At 49.8% G+C, this 16286-nt stretch carries 13 protein-coding genes; 4 read left to right on the top strand and 9 right to left on the bottom strand.

The genetic code is table 11. The features are described 5' to 3' along the window. Positions 1-12: 12 nt before the first annotated feature. From urtB to MKX98_RS08830, 3 genes are all read right to left on the bottom strand, one after another. A complete protein-coding gene (urtB, locus tag MKX98_RS08840; protein ID WP_220686106.1) occupies positions 13-918 on the bottom strand; it encodes an urea ABC transporter permease subunit UrtB in 906 nt (301 codons plus the stop codon). Positions 919-976: 58 nt separating this feature from the next. Then, the gene (urtA, locus tag MKX98_RS08835; RefSeq protein WP_194541548.1) at positions 977-2236 is read right to left on the bottom strand and encodes an urea ABC transporter substrate-binding protein; all 1260 of its coding nucleotides are present in this window, start codon (positions 2234-2236) and stop codon (positions 977-979) included. 305 nt (positions 2237-2541) lie between these two features. Beyond that, a complete protein-coding gene (locus MKX98_RS08830; RefSeq protein WP_339222653.1) occupies positions 2542-3441 on the bottom strand; it encodes a glycerophosphodiester phosphodiesterase family protein in 900 nt (299 codons plus the stop codon). 274 nt (positions 3442-3715) lie between these two features. Here MKX98_RS08830 and kduI point away from each other — a divergent pair, with 274 nt between their 5' ends. From kduI to MKX98_RS08810, 4 genes are all read left to right on the top strand, one after another. Then, positions 3716-4549 (top strand): 5-dehydro-4-deoxy-D-glucuronate isomerase, encoded by an 834-nt coding sequence (kduI, locus tag MKX98_RS08825; protein ID WP_194541546.1) that lies wholly within the window; start codon positions 3716-3718, stop codon positions 4547-4549. Between the two features lie 40 nt (positions 4550-4589). After that, complete coding sequence (locus MKX98_RS08820; protein ID WP_194541545.1) at positions 4590-5339, top strand: DeoR/GlpR family DNA-binding transcription regulator; 750 nt, start codon at positions 4590-4592, stop codon at positions 5337-5339. A gap of 76 nt (positions 5340-5415) precedes the next feature. Next, positions 5416-6168: a 2-dehydro-3-deoxy-D-gluconate 5-dehydrogenase KduD gene (gene kduD / locus MKX98_RS08815; protein ID WP_194541544.1), complete on the top strand. Its 753-nt coding sequence runs from the start codon at positions 5416-5418 to the stop codon at positions 6166-6168. 259 nt (positions 6169-6427) lie between these two features. After that, a complete protein-coding gene (locus MKX98_RS08810) occupies positions 6428-7312 on the top strand; it encodes a transporter substrate-binding domain-containing protein (RefSeq protein ID WP_194541543.1) in 885 nt (294 codons plus the stop codon). Between the two features lie 77 nt (positions 7313-7389). Here the strand turns inward: MKX98_RS08810 and MKX98_RS08805 are convergent, their stop codons facing one another. From MKX98_RS08805 to MKX98_RS08780, 6 genes are all read right to left on the bottom strand, one after another. After that, positions 7390-8019 carry a 50S ribosomal protein L25 gene (locus MKX98_RS08805; protein WP_194541542.1) on the bottom strand — a complete coding sequence of 210 codons (630 nt, stop codon included), beginning with the start codon at positions 8017-8019 and terminating at the stop codon, positions 7390-7392. 207 nt (positions 8020-8226) lie between these two features. After that, complete coding sequence (gene pulA, locus MKX98_RS08800; protein WP_339222647.1) at positions 8227-10584, bottom strand: type I pullulanase; 2358 nt, start codon at positions 10582-10584, stop codon at positions 8227-8229. 339 nt (positions 10585-10923) lie between these two features. Continuing rightward, a complete protein-coding gene (ptsP, locus tag MKX98_RS08795; protein WP_339222645.1) occupies positions 10924-12645 on the bottom strand; it encodes a phosphoenolpyruvate--protein phosphotransferase in 1722 nt (573 codons plus the stop codon). Continuing rightward, a complete protein-coding gene (locus MKX98_RS08790) occupies positions 12638-12913 on the bottom strand; it encodes an HPr family phosphocarrier protein (RefSeq protein ID WP_071222804.1) in 276 nt (91 codons plus the stop codon). The genes ptsP and MKX98_RS08790 overlap by 8 nt, the downstream gene beginning before the upstream one ends. A gap of 60 nt (positions 12914-12973) precedes the next feature. Further along, positions 12974-15055 (bottom strand): glucose-specific PTS transporter subunit IIBC, encoded by a 2082-nt coding sequence (gene ptsG, locus MKX98_RS08785; RefSeq protein WP_339222642.1) that lies wholly within the window; start codon positions 15053-15055, stop codon positions 12974-12976. A 281-nt stretch (positions 15056-15336) separates the two neighbouring features. Then, positions 15337-16194, bottom strand: coding sequence for a PRD domain-containing protein (locus MKX98_RS08780; RefSeq protein WP_339222640.1), 858 nt, complete (start codon positions 16192-16194; stop codon positions 15337-15339). Positions 16195-16286 lie beyond the last annotated feature (92 nt).

Raw genomic sequence — 16286 nt, 5'->3', positions numbered from 1 at the left:
ATCCCCTCCTCTCTAATCCAGGCTGCGTGTTCGTAGTGCAACGAGCCCGCGTGGCTTCCACTGCAGGAATGCCACGATGCAGGCGAATACCAGCACTTTGCCGATGGATGCCGAAGTGTAGGTCTCAAACAGCGTATTGAACACGCCAATGCCCAGCGCCCCGGCAACCGTGCCGATCAATTTCCCAACGCCGCCAAGGACCACCACCATGAAAGCATCGACAATATAGTAGGTTCCGATCGAAGGACCGATCGGGCCAAGCAATGTTAACGCGCAGCCGGCAATGCCGGCAATGCCCGAGCCGATCGCAAACGTCAGGCCGTCCACGCGTCGGGTTGAAATACCGAGACACCCGGCCATGCTTCGATTTTGCATCACCGCCCGCATTCTTCGGCCTTGGACCGTTCTATAAATATAGAGATACATGGCTGTCAGCACGACGGCCACCAATACGATGATGAACAGCCGCTTGTATGGAAGGACGATGCTTGAAGTGATCGCCAGCCCGCCGTTTAGCCAGGACGGGCTGGTAACAGCCACATTCGGCGCGCCGAAGATGAATCTTGCGATTTGCTGGAGCATCATCCCGACGCCCCATGTAGCGAGCAGACTATCCAGCGGCCTGCCGTACAGATGGCGGATGAGCACCATTTCAAGCAGCCATCCGACGGCGGCTGCAACCAAGAACGATACAAGCAAAGCTGCGATGAAATAGGTGTCGAACCAGGATTTCGGCATATACGCGGTAAACAAACCTTGCGTGACGTACGTTGAGTAAGCACCGATCATGATCAGCTCGCCATGGGCCATATTAATGACATTCATCAAGCCGAACGTCACCGCTAAGCCAAGAGCAATCAATAATAGGATCGAGCTGACGCTGAGTCCGTTAAACACTTGCAGGATCGTCATTTCCATCCGGGTGAACCTCCTTTCACGAAATAGCCTGAAGGCCATCCATGCATGAGATGAAGCTTTATTCTCCGCTTAATCCCTTCGCCCAATCATAGGTTTTCAGATAGGGATCCGGTTTAACGGGTTCTCCCGAATTCCAGAGCTCCTTAAATTGTCCGTCAGCCTGCACCTCGCCGATGCGCACCGTTTTATGAATGTGCTGATTCTCCCCATCAATGGTTACTTTCCCTTCCGGAGCGGCGAACTCAATGCCTTTTGCCGCTTCCTTCACCTTGGCCACCTCCGTTGTTCCTGCCTTCTCTACCGCGGCCTTCCATAAGTACACCGCCGTGTATCCCGCTTCGATCGGGTCAGCCGTCACGCGGTCAGCGCCGTATTTTGCTTTGTATTTGTCGACAAAAGCCTTGTTCTCCGGAGTATCGGTAGATTGATAATAGTTCCAGGCTGCCAGATGACCCTCCAGTATATCTGCGCCGATGCCTCGGATCTCCTCCTCCGCCACGCTGACGGACAGCGTGGTCATATCCTTGGAGGTAATGCCCGCATCCTTCAGCTGCTTGAAGAAGGCCACATTGCTGTCGCCGTTCAGCGTGTTATAGACGATATCGGGCTTCGCCTCCTTGATCTTGGCTATAATCGTGCTGAAATCGGTATGACCCAGCGGCGTGTATTCCTCCCCAGCCAGTTCGCCGCCCTCTGCCGTCAACTGTGCCTTGATGATCTTGTTGGCCGTTCTCGGAAACACGTAATCGGAGCCGAGGAGGAACATTTTTTTGCCGCGGTTCTCCAGCAGCCAGGACACTGAGGGTACGATCTGCTGATTGGTTGTTGCGCCCGTATAAAAAATGTTAGGTGAGGATTCCAGCCCTTCATATTGGACCGGATAGAATAAAAGGCCGTTGTTCTGTTCGAAAACAGGGAGCATGGCTTTCCGGCTGGCAGAGGTCCAGCCTCCGAATACGGCGGCAACCTTATCCTGCTGCAGCAATTTGCCCGCTTTCTCCGCGAAGGTCGGCCAATCCGAGGCACCGTCCTCGATTACGGGTTCGATCTGCTTGCCAAGCACGCCGCCAGCTGCATTGATTTCTTCGATGGCAAGCATCTCTGCATCCTTAACGGATACCTCGCTTATGGCCATCGTTCCGCTGAGTGAGTGAAGAATGCCAACCTTAATTGAATCGCCAGCGGCTTCTACCGCCGGACTCCCGTTATCCGCTCCGGCGGTTGGAGCGGCTTCCTTTTCCGTCACGCAGCCTGACATCAAGATTGCACATAAAACAAATGAGGCCCAGCCTTTAACGATCACGCTTTGTTTCTTCATTCGCTCCCAACTCCCTTTTTTACGTTTCCGAACATTCTATCTGCAAACTGACTTCTCTGTTCGTTATCCCACATTATAGTTGCCTTATATTTCCTATGTCAATAATCATGACATTATTTTATTTATTTTTTCGAAAATAACTAAGAATTCTTTTTGTTTTTCGCATTTTAAGTGATGTTATATTACATTAATGATAGATAAACCATGCAATTCACTCTTAATTTTTATTCATATGTTATATTTACTTACATATTAAAAAAGACAACCCTTGATTTCTCAAAAGGTTGTCAACACCGTTACGCCATTTATCTGATCATTTTCCTGTTCGAAATTGAAATCGGTACCCGATCCGGGTAATCCGTAATAATCCCATCCACGTTAATTTGAAGCACATAAGGAATCTGCAGCATATCCCGAATGGTCCATACCATCGTTTTCAGCCCGGATTGATGTATCTTTTGAACCAGCCCTTTGGATACCAGCCTCATCGATACATTCACATACTCCGCATAGGTCTTCATATCTTCCAGCTGCTGCTTGGATAAGTCGCCCGCACTGGTGATAACAACGCCCAGCGGGATATCGGGCATCAGCTGCCGGAATCGAAGGAGAGAGTCCTTATCTGCTGACTGCACGATGATCAGGTCCTTATACCTCTCACCACCATCAGCGCCGATGATATACCTTTTCAACTCGTCTGCAACCCTTTGCTCGATACCCGGATACCGGGAGGGAGATTTCAATTCGATCAACAGCCCGATACGCCCCGCGAAATGCTCAAGCACCTCCGCCAAAGCGGGAATGACTTCTCCTTTAAACGCCGAATCGTACCATGAACCTGCATCCAGCATACGCAGCTCCTCAAAGGTTAAATCGCCTACTTCTCCCTGCCCATCGGTGGTTCGCTCAACCGTGGAATCATGAATTACAACGACCTGTCCATCCTTGCTCAATTGGACATCCAATTCCAGCATATCCGCTCCCATATCAAATGCTTTAACAAAAGAAGCCATCGTATTTTCCGGGGCATAACCCGACGCCCCCCGATGGGCAATATTAACCCAGGACTGATCGCGCTCATTCTCCGACCTCATCCATACTTCCCGTTCCCCAGTTTGATGATAAGGATAATACGGGACATCAGCGTTATTTTGAGAACCGGCCACTGCGAGCACAGCTGTTAGAATAACAATCATTCTTTTCATCGGGTTATCAATCTCCTAGTCGTACCTTGTTCACTTCATAGCTAGCCTTGCTGAAGAACATTTCAGGGCAGCCTGCCCATCCCCATTGATGCTAGTTCTTCCCTTTCTGCTCCAAGTTCAGTCAGATATATATGAAGTCGGCTCGATGTTCACCAGGTGTTAATTATGGTTCATTTTGTATTTAGCTCTTGTAATATGAACATAAATGGAGTAATTTGTACTTATATGAACATTATGAATTCATTATAATAGAATGATGAGGAGATGAACGAACATGGAAAGACGTTATGCATCACACCCTAATGAAGTGAAACAATATGACACAGAAAGACTCCGCAAGGAATTCCATATCCCCGTCCTGTTTACGCCTGACAAGCTGGAGCTTGTCCTGACGCACGAAGATCGTATGATTATCGGTGGCGCCGCTCCCGTTCAAGAACAAGTCAAATTGGAAACCGACCTTAAAGAGCTGGGTGTTTCCTCTTTCCTGGAACGCCGTGAGCTTGGCATTATCAATATTGGCGGACATGGTACCGTACTGGTGGACGGTGCGGAGCATGAACTGAACAACAAAGAATGCTTGTACGTTGGCATGGGCACGGAAGAGGTTATTTTTAAAAGCACGGATCCATCCAACCCAGCCAAATTCTATTTGAATTCTGCGCCAGCGCACCAAACATTCCCGACAGCCAAGGCCACTCTGGAGGAAGCCGATTCCAGCGCTTTGGGCGATATCAAAAATTCCAATGATCGCGTGATCTATCGTTTCATCCATCAAAAAGGCATTGAGAGCGCCCAGCTTGTCATGGGTATGACCCTGCTGAAAGAAGGAAACATGTGGAACACGATGCCTGCCCATACCCACCCAAGACGGATGGAGGCTTATCTCTATTTTGATTTACCGGAAGAAGCGGTTGTCATCCATCTGATGGGTGAACCCAATGAAACGCGGCACATCGTCATGCGCAATGAGCAGGCCGTGATTTCGCCAAGCTGGTCGATCCACAGCGGGGTAGGCACAAGCAACTATACCTTCATCTGGGGCATGGCCGGAGATAATAAACGTTATGATGATATGGACCCGGTGTCCATAAAAGATTTAAAATAGAGGGGATTATCCATTAACCCACGGAAGAGTTGAGATTCATATGAACCCGTTACGACGCTATGAAAAAATAATGGAGTACCTTCTAACCCATAAAGAAGTGACTGTCGCCGACCTAAGCCAGCAGCTTCAAGTAACCGGAAAAACCATACGCGAGGATCTGACCAAGCTGGAGGAACAGGGTCTAATCGTTCGTGTGCATGGCGGAGCTGTCCTTGCGCACAGCGATCAATTCGGCATCCTGCCGTCCAAAGAACCGCTTGCCAAGCATCCGACTGAAAAGACCGAAATCGCGCTGAAAGCGCTGAAGCATATCAATACCGATGACATCATCGCCTTAGACGGAGGCAGCACCACGCTGGAGATTGCCCGCAGGCTGGAGGATGTGCCTCTGACGGTCATTACGAACGATGTGTATATCATCAGCGAATTGGCGACCAAGAATCATATCCGATTGGTCGTTCCGGGGGGCTACCGGGTCCGAAATATGCTCGCAGGCCCTGAAGGCGTATCGTATGTATCACAGCTGAACATTCAAAAAGCTTTCATATCCGCCACGGGCGTCCATCTTGATCATGGATTGTCCATATATACCGGGGACTTGATCCCTTTCAAACGGGCATTAATCGAAACTTCACTGGAGGTATATGCCGTTGTCGATCATCACAAATTTGGTCAAACGGCATTAAGGACATTTTCATCCCTGCAGGAGATCAACGGCATCATTACCGATGCGGGACTGCCACCCGAGACGATCAAACAATATGAAGGTGCCGGCGTTACCATGCTGTAAGCGCCGCATCAAAACTCAAAACCGGCCTAACTTCATAATTACTAAATAGAGAGCATATGAGAGGGGATACTGGAGCATGAACAGGTTTGACTTATCAGGCAAAACCGCAATCGTCACCGGCTCCGCCAGAGGACTAGGGCAAGGCATAGCGATAGCTCTAGCCGAAGCCGGAGCGGATATCGTTGCCGTGTCCATGAATACAAGCGCCGAAACGATAGAAGCCATCACTTCACTCGGCAGAAAAGCTTCCGAAATTCAGGTCGATCTAAGCGACCAGAGCAAACTCCAGCAAACTTTTGACCAAGCGCTGGAGCTGACGGGGCATGTGGACATTCTCGTAAACAATGCCGGCATTATCCGCCGGACGCCCGCCAAGGATCATGGTACTCAAGATTGGCTTGACGTGATTGACTTGAATCTGAATACCGTATTTTTGCTGTCCCAACTTGCCGGAAGACATATGATTGAACGCGGCAGCGGCAAAATCATTAACATTTGCTCCATGCTGTCCTACCAAGGCGGAATCAACGTGCCCGGATATACGGCAAGCAAGCATGGTGTTGCCGGCCTTACGAAAGCTTTGGCCAATGAATGGGCAGCCAGCGGCATCCAAGTGAACGGAATTGCTCCCGGTTATATCGAAACCGATAATACGGCAGCCATCCGTCAGGATGAGGAACGACGGACTTCCATTACGGAACGTATTCCTGCCGGACGCTGGGGGAAACCCGAGGATATTGGCGGACCCGCCGTATTCCTCGCTTCCGCCGCTTCGGATTATATGAACGGACATGTGCTTTGTGTTGATGGCGGATGGATGGCCCGTTAAGAAGCATAAAGCGCTGTATCAAGAGCATATCAACGCTAGCTTCAATTCTATCTAGCAAAAATAGGCTGTGCTTATCCGCTGCTGCTGCAGGCGGAGATAGCACAGCCTATTTCATTCTCCTCTCCAATCCGATTAGAGACCCTAAGTTCTTACCGTGTACCGACATTTCACGAATATACGAACCATCCTTTGGGACATCCTAACTTTACGAAATGGGCCTCGAAGGACCGTGAATAAAGAAAGGATGGTTTCTGGAATCATGCGCGGAACAAAATCGATACGTTGGATCAGTCTTGCCTGTTTATTCACACTGATCGGTTCAATTGTACTTACCGGATGCACGCCTAACAGCAATGACCGGGTGCCTACCCCCAACATGGGCGTAAATCCTTACCGGGTGAACACGGGCTTCCTGCTTCGGAATGCCGTGGAGCGCGGGACCCTGCGAATTGCAACGGAACGGGATTATCCCCCTTTCAGTTACCATGGAACGGGCGGAAGACTTACAGGTTTTGATGTGGAAATCGCTGAAGAGGTTGCCCGTCATATGGAGCTAAGAGCAGAATTCGTTGAAACCGAGTGGGAGAATCTGCTGCCAGGATTGACGGAAGGCAAATACGACGCCGTCTTCAACCAGATTGAAGACAAGCCGGACCGGCGGGCCCTCTATGATTTTTCCGTCGCTTATCTATCCTCAACCCCGGTTCTGCTTGTGCGTTCCTCGGGTGAAGATCAGATTCGCACCTTCTCGGACATCAAGGATAAGCGTGTCGGCCTGAACCCAACCGGAATTTATAAGGATATGGCCAAGAAGCATGGAGCGGAAATTGTCCCCATCAAATATATATCAGACGCAGCTAACAAGCTCGCAAACGGAGAGCTGGATGCCGTCATTTCGGACCAATTATCCGTAACCAACCTGAAGCAGCAGTTCCCGGATCTGCCGGTCGCTGCCGCCGAATCCGCCGATCAGGTGTCCGAGATTTCCGCAGCCTTTGTAAAAGGGAATCCGGATCTCGTGGCCGCCGTTGATAATGCATTGGCTACCATGCAGCAGGACGGAACGTATTTGACCATTTGGAACAAATACTTTGGAGACGCACCGATGAGTTATAAAGGAATCCATGATCGAAAAGTTAAATAAACTTTAAAAATTCGTGACAAAAAGGCGCTTGCTATGCTGGGAATCCAGCGGAGCAGGCGCCTTTTTAAATGTGCATATTATGATTCTTCGGTTGTCTCTCCCGCATCCGCTTCCTCAGCGTCCGCTTCATCCACCGTCTCAGCAGCCTCAACGGCGCGTGGCACGATGACGGTTGCGAGAACCTCCTCATCCGAAGCGTGCAATGTAATACCTTCCGGTACTTTAATATCTGCAACCGTAAGCTTGTCGCCAATCTCCAGAGCGGATACGTCCGCTTCGAGGGTAGTAGGCAGCTCGCCTGGCAATCCTTCTACTTCGACTTCGGTCACCTGGGTTTGCAGAATACCGCCAGATTTCGTTCCGGCAGCAGTACCTTGATAATCCACCGGTATGCTGACACGAACCGGCTTGTTCATGGAGATCCGCAGAAAGTCCACATGGGATACAGTGCCGCGTCTCTTTTGAATGTCCTTAATCAAAACCGGAATTTTACCGGAGCCTGGAATATCAAGCTGGAATACCTCTGAACGTCCGGTGTGGAACAGCTTGGCCGTATCCTTGAAATTAACAGCTACGGGGATGCTTTCCTCGCCCGCGCCGTATACAACGCCGGGGATTCCGCCATTTTCGCGAAGCACTCGGCGAGAAGCCCGGGTAAATTCATCACGAACATCTGCTTGGAGTTGAACTGTGTTTCCTTTTGACATGAGTGACATCCTCCTTTATCGAAAACAAAGTCTATCTCATTATTACCCTATTTACCTGCTAACTAATCATGAGTTTCAGATGTTTTAAATTTCAATCCTGTGGGTAATGAATGGTACCCCTTTTGAAGTATAAATAATAGGAGCCCCCTTTTCAGTACAATAGGAGGGCTCCTGATTTTTTAATATACAATCCCTTATATACAATCCTCAACTCGCCATATCCCGCTGCTCTTGGCCCTTGGAGCCGTCGCCTTTGACACTTAGCAGCGAGATCCGTACTTTGGCTTCGTCTGGCGGAATATCGATAAACCAGTCGTTCTCGCCTTCCCGATCCTCCCAATCGTTCAACCTGACGATACAGCCGACCCGCTTGGTTCCGGGAGCTGCATAGAAGACCGCTCGAGCTTTGCCGCCGTCCACTCTTGAGAATGGCACGCTGCCATCCTCCACGCCCGTTCCCCACACCCATACGTTCCAGCCATCATATGCTTGATCACGTCTTTCATATTCAATCTCTACGGTAGTCAAGCCTTGCTTCTTCTGGGTCTGGTCTTCGTACAACACCATCAGCGAAAGCCCTGGGACCGCTATAGCTCCTTGGTCCAACGTCTCGATCGTATCCGTACCTGCCTGACGATCATTCACCACGATGCTCCAGCGGTAAGGTGTAGGCGGCAAATCAACCGTCATTTCATGCTCATTCCCGTTCACGATCACTACAATCTGGCCCCAGCTTTCTTGTGGATGATGCGTTAATCGGTAGGCGATAATCCGATCGCTGCTGCGCAGCACTTCCATATGTTCCTCGATCTCTTCTCTTGCTGCCATACGAAATGCCGGATGAGCTTTGCGCAAGGCAATAAGGCCTTTGTAATAGTCAAACACGGGTTTGAATCGTTTCTTGTTCGACCAGCGGATCGCATTAACGGCATCGCCGCTGCGGTAGCTGTTATGATCGCCAAATTTCGTGCGAAGCAGCTCATCGCCAGCATGCAGCAGCGGAATCCCTTGAGAGAGCAGGACAATCCCGTTAGCCAGCAAGCTGCGGCGCACAGCCGCTGCCGACATTACATCTTCATCAGGAATACCGACATAGGGTGTGGAAGCAGCCGTTGCCTGCCATGCATCGCCGCCGTTAACCAGCTTCCCGTCCGTCATGCGAAGCAGACCCGCCTGTTCTTCCATCCCGCTCGCCACTAAAATTTTGTCCCACAGATTCAAATTATCATGCACAGTGACATAATTGACCGTCTCATCCGGATGAAGGGCAAAATCATGGATCGAGCCCATCATCCCTTCAACGACTGCGCCCTCGTACCACGCTTCGCCCGTAGCAAAGCCTCGGCCGCGCCCGTCATTGTCACCCTTGATGGCATGCCGGAAATGATCATTGAATACAGCGAAACCTTGACCCTTCTGGCTTCCTTTGACGGTTTGCTCCGTCAGCGGACTCATTCCTCCCGTCCAGGGCTCACCGTAGAACAAGAGAGAGCTATCGACCTCACGACGCAGCTCGCTTACAATCTCTTTCATCGTTGTTGTATCGATCAGAGCCATCAGATCAAATCGAAAGCCGTCGATATGATACTCCTCGGCCCAGTACCTTAAGGAATCCTTGATATATTTGCGTACCATCGGCTTCTCCGTAGCCAGCTCGTTGCCTACACCTGAACCGTTCGATAAATGTCCATATTCATCCTTGCGATAGAAATACCCTGGCGCCAATCGTTCAAACGGACCGTCATCCACCGTATACGTATGGTTGTAAACCACGTCCATGACGACACGGATTCCCTTGGCATGCAGAGCCAGAATCAGCTCCTTCAGCTCCCGGATGCGCAGGATCGGATCCATAGGATCTGTCGAGTATGAACCTTCAGGAACATTGTAATTCTGCGGATCATACCCCCAGTTATACTCGCGGCTTAAGCTCCCGGCATTATATCCGTCCAGCTCATTGACCGTTCGAAAATCAAATATCGGCAGCAGATGCACATGGGTCACACCTAATTCTTCGAGATGATCCAGTCCAATGGTATTCCCTTCGGAATCCCGCAGGCCACCTTCTGTGAATGCCTTATATTTACCTCTATATTTCATTCCCGAATCGGTATGAATCGAGAAATCGCGTACATGAAGCTCATAGAGCACCGCATCCGTAGGCTTCAGCAGCTTGGGTCTAACATCCTGCTCCCACCCCGGCGGATTGCTCTTCGCCAGATCGACAACCACTCCGCGGCAGCCGTTGGCTGACACCGCTGTTGCATAGGGGTCTACGGCATAATGCACGTCACCGTCCGCTGACTCGATTTGGTACATATAATAGGTTCCGTGAAGATCCCTGTTTACGACAGCCGACCATATGCCGTCGCCATTACGTTCCATCAAATATAATGTGCCACACTCGTGATCCGTTACGACACCTTGCTCGTTATACTCTCCCGGGCTTTCATACAAAGCCAGTTTCACATGAACCGCATCCGGAGCCCACACCTGAAAGGTCGTTCCCTCTCTTCGGCAGGTTGCCCCCAGCTTAACACTTGTGCAGCTCTTGATCATGTCCATAGTCATCATCACCGTCACTTATAAGTAGATTTACTTCCTAGTATGGGCGCCTGAATCATAAGACAGACCTCTAGCACATGATTGTAGAACGCTTTCATATATCATGATATGCCAAAAGCCCTGATTTGGTTTGGGTTTGATGCCAAATAACTATATATTTAGGCTATTATACTAGCAAATATGCCAGCTGTCTTTCTTTTGACAAAAAAAAAACATCTGCCCGAATGGACAGATGTTGTCAATGTAAAGCTATCGTGGAAAAAGATTGGTAGAGTCCCCAAAAAACAAACGAAATACGAGACTACATGGATCGATCAAGTTGTTAAGTTGTCTTCCTTCTTACTCCGCTGCAGTTTCTATGGATTCCACCAGAGCCACAACTTCCTCTGCAGTACCCATTTCAAGCGCCTTGGCAGCGAGTGCCTGCATATCACTGCGGGACAGCTTCCCGATCTGACTGCGCGCCGGAAGAATGGATGTAGCGCTCATGCTAAACTCATCCAGCCCCAGACCGAGGAGAATTGGAATCGCCGTGGCGTCACCCGCCATTTCACCGCACATGCCAACCCAGCGGCCTTCGCGATGAGCGGCATCGATGACCATTTTAACCAGTCGCAGAATCGCCGGATTATAAGGTTGATACAAATAAGCAACCCGTTCATTCATGCGGTCAGCGGCCATCGTATACTGGATAAGGTCATTCGTTCCGATACTGAAGAAATCAACCTCTTTGGCAAACTGATCCGCCAGGACCGCGGTAGATGGAATCTCCACCATGATCCCGAGTTGGATGTCCTCGGATACCGGAATGCCTTCGCTTACAAGCTTGGATTTCTCTTCCTGAAGAAGAGCTTTGGCTTCACGGAATTCACCGAGCGTCGCGATCATGGGAAACATGATTCGCAGATTGCCATGGACGCTTGCGCGCAGCAGTGCCCGAAGCTGGGTTCTGAAAATATCCTGACGATCCAGGCACAGCCTAACGGCCCGGAAGCCCAGGAACGGATTCATTTCCTTTGGCAGATCCAGATAAGGCAGCTCCTTGTCCCCGCCGATATCGAGCGTGCGGACAACAACCGGCTTGCCTTCCATTTTCTCCAGTACCGATTTATAGGCGACATACTGGATCTCTTCGGAAGGAAGTTTATCTCTGCCCATGTACAGGAATTCCGTACGATACAGTCCTACCGCTTCTCCGCCATTCTCCAGCACGCCGGTTACATCGTTCGGTGTCCCGATATTGGCGGCCAGCTCCACATGGATCCCGTCCTTGGATATCGTTGGTTCGGAGCGGAGTTTCTTCCATTCCTCGACCTGTTTGGCGTAGGCATCCTGCTTCGCACGGTATTGTGCCACGATGGCTTCCGTAGGATTAATGATGACATCCCCTTCCAGTCCGTCAACGATGATCAAATCCCCGTTTTGGACCGAAGAGAGCACGTTTTTCGTTCCGACGACAGCCGGAATTTCAAGCGAACGGGCCATGATGGCAGAATGCGAGGTGCGCCCGCCAATATTCGTCGTGAATCCTTTAACGTAGTTGCGGTTCAACTGCGCTGTATCCGAAGGAGTCAAGTCCTCTGCAACCACGATTACTTCTTCGCTGATTTCTGAAGGACTGACATAATTCAGGCCGAGCAGATGCTTGAGAATACGTTTGGTGACGTCGCGCATATCCGCTGCCCGCTCCTGCAAGTAAGCACTCTTCATGTTCTCGAACATTTGAATGAATTGGGTTGCCGTTTCATTTAAGGCATACTCCGCATTAACCGAATCCGATACGATTTTCGCTTTGACTGGTTCAATCAATTCCGGATCATTCAGGATGAGAAGGTGAGATTCGAAAATCTCAGCCTTCTTCTCCCCGAGTTCCTGAAGCGTGCGGGCTTTGATCGCTTCAAGCTCAGCCTGGGACTGAGCCAGCGCCGCATCCAGCTTCGAAAGCTCGGCATCCGTGTCTGCCACTTGCTTTTCCGTAACAGAATAATCAGGATGCTCCAGTGTAAAAGCACGTGCAATCGCGATGCCCGCGGAAGCCGCGATTCCTTTCAAATTATTCATGAAGCTCGCCTAACCCTTCGTTCACCATCACTTCTTGCAGTGCTGTCAGCGCTTCGCTCTCATTGCCGCCTTCCGTGATCAGTGTCAATGTATCACCTTGCTCCAATCCGAGGGACAGAACGCCCAGGATCGATTTCAGCGTTACTTTTTTGCCGTTAGCTTCGGCAAATGAATTGGTGTCCTGGAATTTGTTAGCCGTATTTACCAATGCTGTTGCCGGACGTGCGTGAATTCCATCTTCGTCAATAATTTTGAATGTTTGTTGCATGTTCATCATCCTACTTTCCTATATTTTAATTTTTATTGAATCCTTGAGATCATCGTGAGTTTAAGGCTTTGATATCGTGATGATCCCTTTTTCACCGCTTTTTACTTCCCCGGTCTTGTTCAGCTTCACGGAAGCTCCCTCCGGCAAATTCGAGAAGATCACAGGAGAAATAATCGATTTGGCATTCTCCTTCACATAATCCAGATCCACCTGCATGATCGGTTGGCCAGTGGATACCAGATCCCCCTCTTGTACAAGAACTTCAAAACCCTGCCCCTTCAGCTTAACGGTATTGACGCCGATATGGACAAGCACTTCCTTACCGCCATCGGACATAATGCCGACCGCATGCTTGCTGGGGAATACGTTAAATACGGTTCCGTTAACAGGAGAAGCGATCGTTCCGTTATGAGGTAATACCGCAAATCCATCTCCCGTCATTCGTTCTGCAAACACAGGATCAGGCACATGGGAAATATCCATTAGCTCTCCATCGACTGGCGATACGATTTCCTCCATGACAAGCGTTTCCCCGTCCTGACCAGCTTGCTGCTCCTCTTGAGCAGTCGGCATCATCTTCGGATCCGCTGTTTCAGGCGCAGTTGTCGGCGTTATTCCCGACATAATGTCCTGGATTTGCGATTTGATGGTATCGGAACGTGTTCCGAATATCGCCTGGATATTATTCCCCACCTCCAGCACACCTGACGCACCCAGCTGTTTCAGCCTTGCCTTATCGACATGACCCTTGTCTTTCACCTCTACCCGAAGCCGAGTAATGCAGGCATCCAGATGCGCAATGTTAGGCTGGCCGCCAAGCGCAGTCAGAATGTTAAGCGGCAGATCATTTTTACTGTTACCGCCTGATCCCTGGGAAACTGATTCCGGCTCCGTTGCGGAAGCTTCTTCCCGGCCCGGCGTCTTCAGATTGAATTTCCGAATGACAAACCGGAATCCGAAATAATAGATTACTGCCATGATAGCACCAACAATGAGTACATTCCACCATGGCGTCCGGTTCGGAATGACACCGAATATCATGTAATCGATCAGACCGCCCGAGAAGGTCATGCCAATCTTGGTACCCAGAATATGCATGATCATGAAAGACAGACCTGCGAACAGTGCATGTACGGCGAACAAGATCGGCGCGACGAACAGGAAGGAGAACTCAAGCGGTTCCGTAATCCCTGTCAGGAAGGAGGTCAGCGCTGCCGAACCCATAATACCGGCGACAAACTTTTTGTTCTCCGGTCTCGCTTCATGATAGATGGCAAGCGCAGCCGCAGGAAGACCAAACATCATAAAGGGATACTTACCCGTCATGAAGGTGCCTGCCGTGAACTCGACACCATCCCGAAGCTGAGCCATGAATATATTTTGATCACCGCGCACCATTTGACCTGCATGATTCAAATATTCCCCGAACTCAAACCAGAAGGGAGAATAGAAAATGTGGTGCAGACCGAACGGAATCAATCCGCGTTCCACAACGCCGAACACAAAAGCGGACAGCGTCAGGTTTTGTTCCAGCATGAAATGGGATGCAGTGTTAAGCGCAGACTGGATCGGAGGCCATATAAAGACCATCAACAGACCAAGCAAAACGGAAGTTGCAGCCGTCATAATCGGAACAAACCGTTTTCCTGCAAAAAAGCCCAGATAGGACGGAAGCTCTATTTTGAAAAATCTCCGGTACATGCTTGCCGCTAATATACCTACAATAATCCCGCCGAATACCCCAGTGGCTAAGGTCGGAATGCCTAGCACGCTGGCATATTCGTAATTCGTGCCAATCATCGATGGCGTCACGCCGATCACGCTGCCCATGGTAACGTTCATGACGAGGTAACCGATGATAGCCGCAAGCCCGGCAACACCTTCGCCTCCGGCCAAACCGACGGCAACCCCTACTGCAAACAGCAAGGATAAATTCGTGAACACGATTTGTCCTGCATTCATCATGACGGTGGCAGCTGACTGAACCCAAGCCGCATCGAGCCACGGTGCGTACTGCAGGAAATCGGGGTTGACCAGCATATTGCCAAGGCCGAGCAAAAGTCCGGCCGCCGGCAATATGGCCACGGGCAGCATCAGAGCTTTACCGACCCTTTGCAGTACGCCAAAAAGCCGCTTAAACATGAAAATTTTCACCCTCTATCTAGTTGTGGTCACAAGCTGAATGTGGAGCATCATAAAACAACCAAATCAAAAAAAGGCATGAGTAACCACGGGAAAATGGATGGCTAATCTCATGGATTAGATTACCCAGAAATGGGTAATAACAACCAAATTCCTGCAATACTCATGCCTGATCGAATCAGTTACACGTTTGATTTGAAGTTTTATGCTTCATAACTGTTCGTATTGTAACACCGTTCATTTTTCGTTGCAACCACATGGTAAGGGACTTAATAAAATCTTCACATTTGCTCGCCCTGCTCTTTGCGCTGGACCAGCCGCTCCAGATGAATGGTCAAATAACCGGCCTCGGCGGGATATACAGGCTTTTTCAGCCGCTGCTCCATCATCTTCGTCAGTTTCCATGCCAAGGAATACGTTTCGGGATATTCGCGCTTCAATAGACCATCCAATGAACTCGTCTCGTTCACCGCTTCTCCCCGCCGAATTCGCTCCAAGGCAAACCGGAGATGAGTCAGCAGTCGGGAATAATCCAAGGAATCCCTCGGGATGGCGTAATCCAGCTGCTGTTCAACAGTACGTACTAAATCCGCAATCAGCTCCGAATGCTTGCGAACCTCCGAAATGTGCTGGTTTGTGAGGGCACCGTGAAAATGAAGGGCAATGAATCCGATTTCTTCTTGGCCCAAGTCGACCCCAAGCTTCTCCCGGATGGTACGGACGGCGTATTCCGCCATCTCGTACTCTTCAGGATACATCTCTTTGGTTTCGTATAAAAAAGGATTATGGATATAGAGACCTTGGGCATGACGTTTAATGGCAAATGCAATATGATCAGTCAACGCTATGTGGATATGCTCATTCAGAGGAGCGTCGCTGGATTTGGCAGCATTCAGAATAATGTCATTCATCGCCTCAATCAGCTTCTCATCGATATGAGGCACCAGCTGCTTATACTGCTCCTGCTCCTCCGGTTTGGTCAAAATGAACATCTTCTCGGCAGCGGAGGCCGGGATAAGGTCTTTATTCTTCCGGTTAAAGCCTATTCCCTTGCCAATAACAACAACCTCGCCATGTTGAGGATGCTTCGCTATGATTACATTATTGTTCAACACTTTAGCCACTTGTAAGCTGCTCACGTTTGCACCTCTTTTTGATTCATACGCGTATACTCGGATATCTTATCAGAAATATAAGTCCGCGGCAAAATCATATGTGGTTGCCAAAGACA

It is taken from the genome of Paenibacillus sp. FSL W7-1332, from assembly GCF_037969785.1.
Classification (GTDB): domain Bacteria; phylum Bacillota; class Bacilli; order Paenibacillales; family Paenibacillaceae; genus Paenibacillus_AQ.
The sequence above is the reverse complement of the archived record's forward strand: the minus strand, read 5'-3'. Positions and strand labels throughout refer to the sequence as shown.

What these genes read in the sequence shown, in the direction of transcription:
- urtB (WP_220686106.1), bottom strand. Translation starts at nt 918, where the DNA reads ATGGAAATGACGATCCTGCAAGTGTTTAACGGACTCAGCGTCAGCTCG.
- urtA (WP_194541548.1), bottom strand. Translation starts at nt 2,236, where the DNA reads ATGAAGAAACAAAGCGTGATCGTTAAAGGCTGGGCCTCATTTGTTTTA.
- MKX98_RS08830 (WP_339222653.1), bottom strand. Translation starts at nt 3,441, where the DNA reads ATGAAAAGAATGATTGTTATTCTAACAGCTGTGCTCGCAGTGGCCGGT.
- kduI (WP_194541546.1), top strand. Translation starts at nt 3,716, where the DNA reads ATGGAAAGACGTTATGCATCACACCCTAATGAAGTGAAACAATATGAC.
- MKX98_RS08820 (WP_194541545.1), top strand. Translation starts at nt 4,590, where the DNA reads ATGAACCCGTTACGACGCTATGAAAAAATAATGGAGTACCTTCTAACC.
- kduD (WP_194541544.1), top strand. Translation starts at nt 5,416, where the DNA reads ATGAACAGGTTTGACTTATCAGGCAAAACCGCAATCGTCACCGGCTCC.
- MKX98_RS08810 (WP_194541543.1), top strand. Translation starts at nt 6,428, where the DNA reads ATGCGCGGAACAAAATCGATACGTTGGATCAGTCTTGCCTGTTTATTC.
- MKX98_RS08805 (WP_194541542.1), bottom strand. Translation starts at nt 8,019, where the DNA reads ATGTCAAAAGGAAACACAGTTCAACTCCAAGCAGATGTTCGTGATGAA.
- pulA (WP_339222647.1), bottom strand. Translation starts at nt 10,584, where the DNA reads ATGGACATGATCAAGAGCTGCACAAGTGTTAAGCTGGGGGCAACCTGC.
- ptsP (WP_339222645.1), bottom strand. Translation starts at nt 12,645, where the DNA reads ATGAATAATTTGAAAGGAATCGCGGCTTCCGCGGGCATCGCGATTGCA.
- MKX98_RS08790 (WP_071222804.1), bottom strand. Translation starts at nt 12,913, where the DNA reads ATGCAACAAACATTCAAAATTATTGACGAAGATGGAATTCACGCACGT.
- ptsG (WP_339222642.1), bottom strand. Translation starts at nt 15,055, where the DNA reads ATGTTTAAGCGGCTTTTTGGCGTACTGCAAAGGGTCGGTAAAGCTCTG.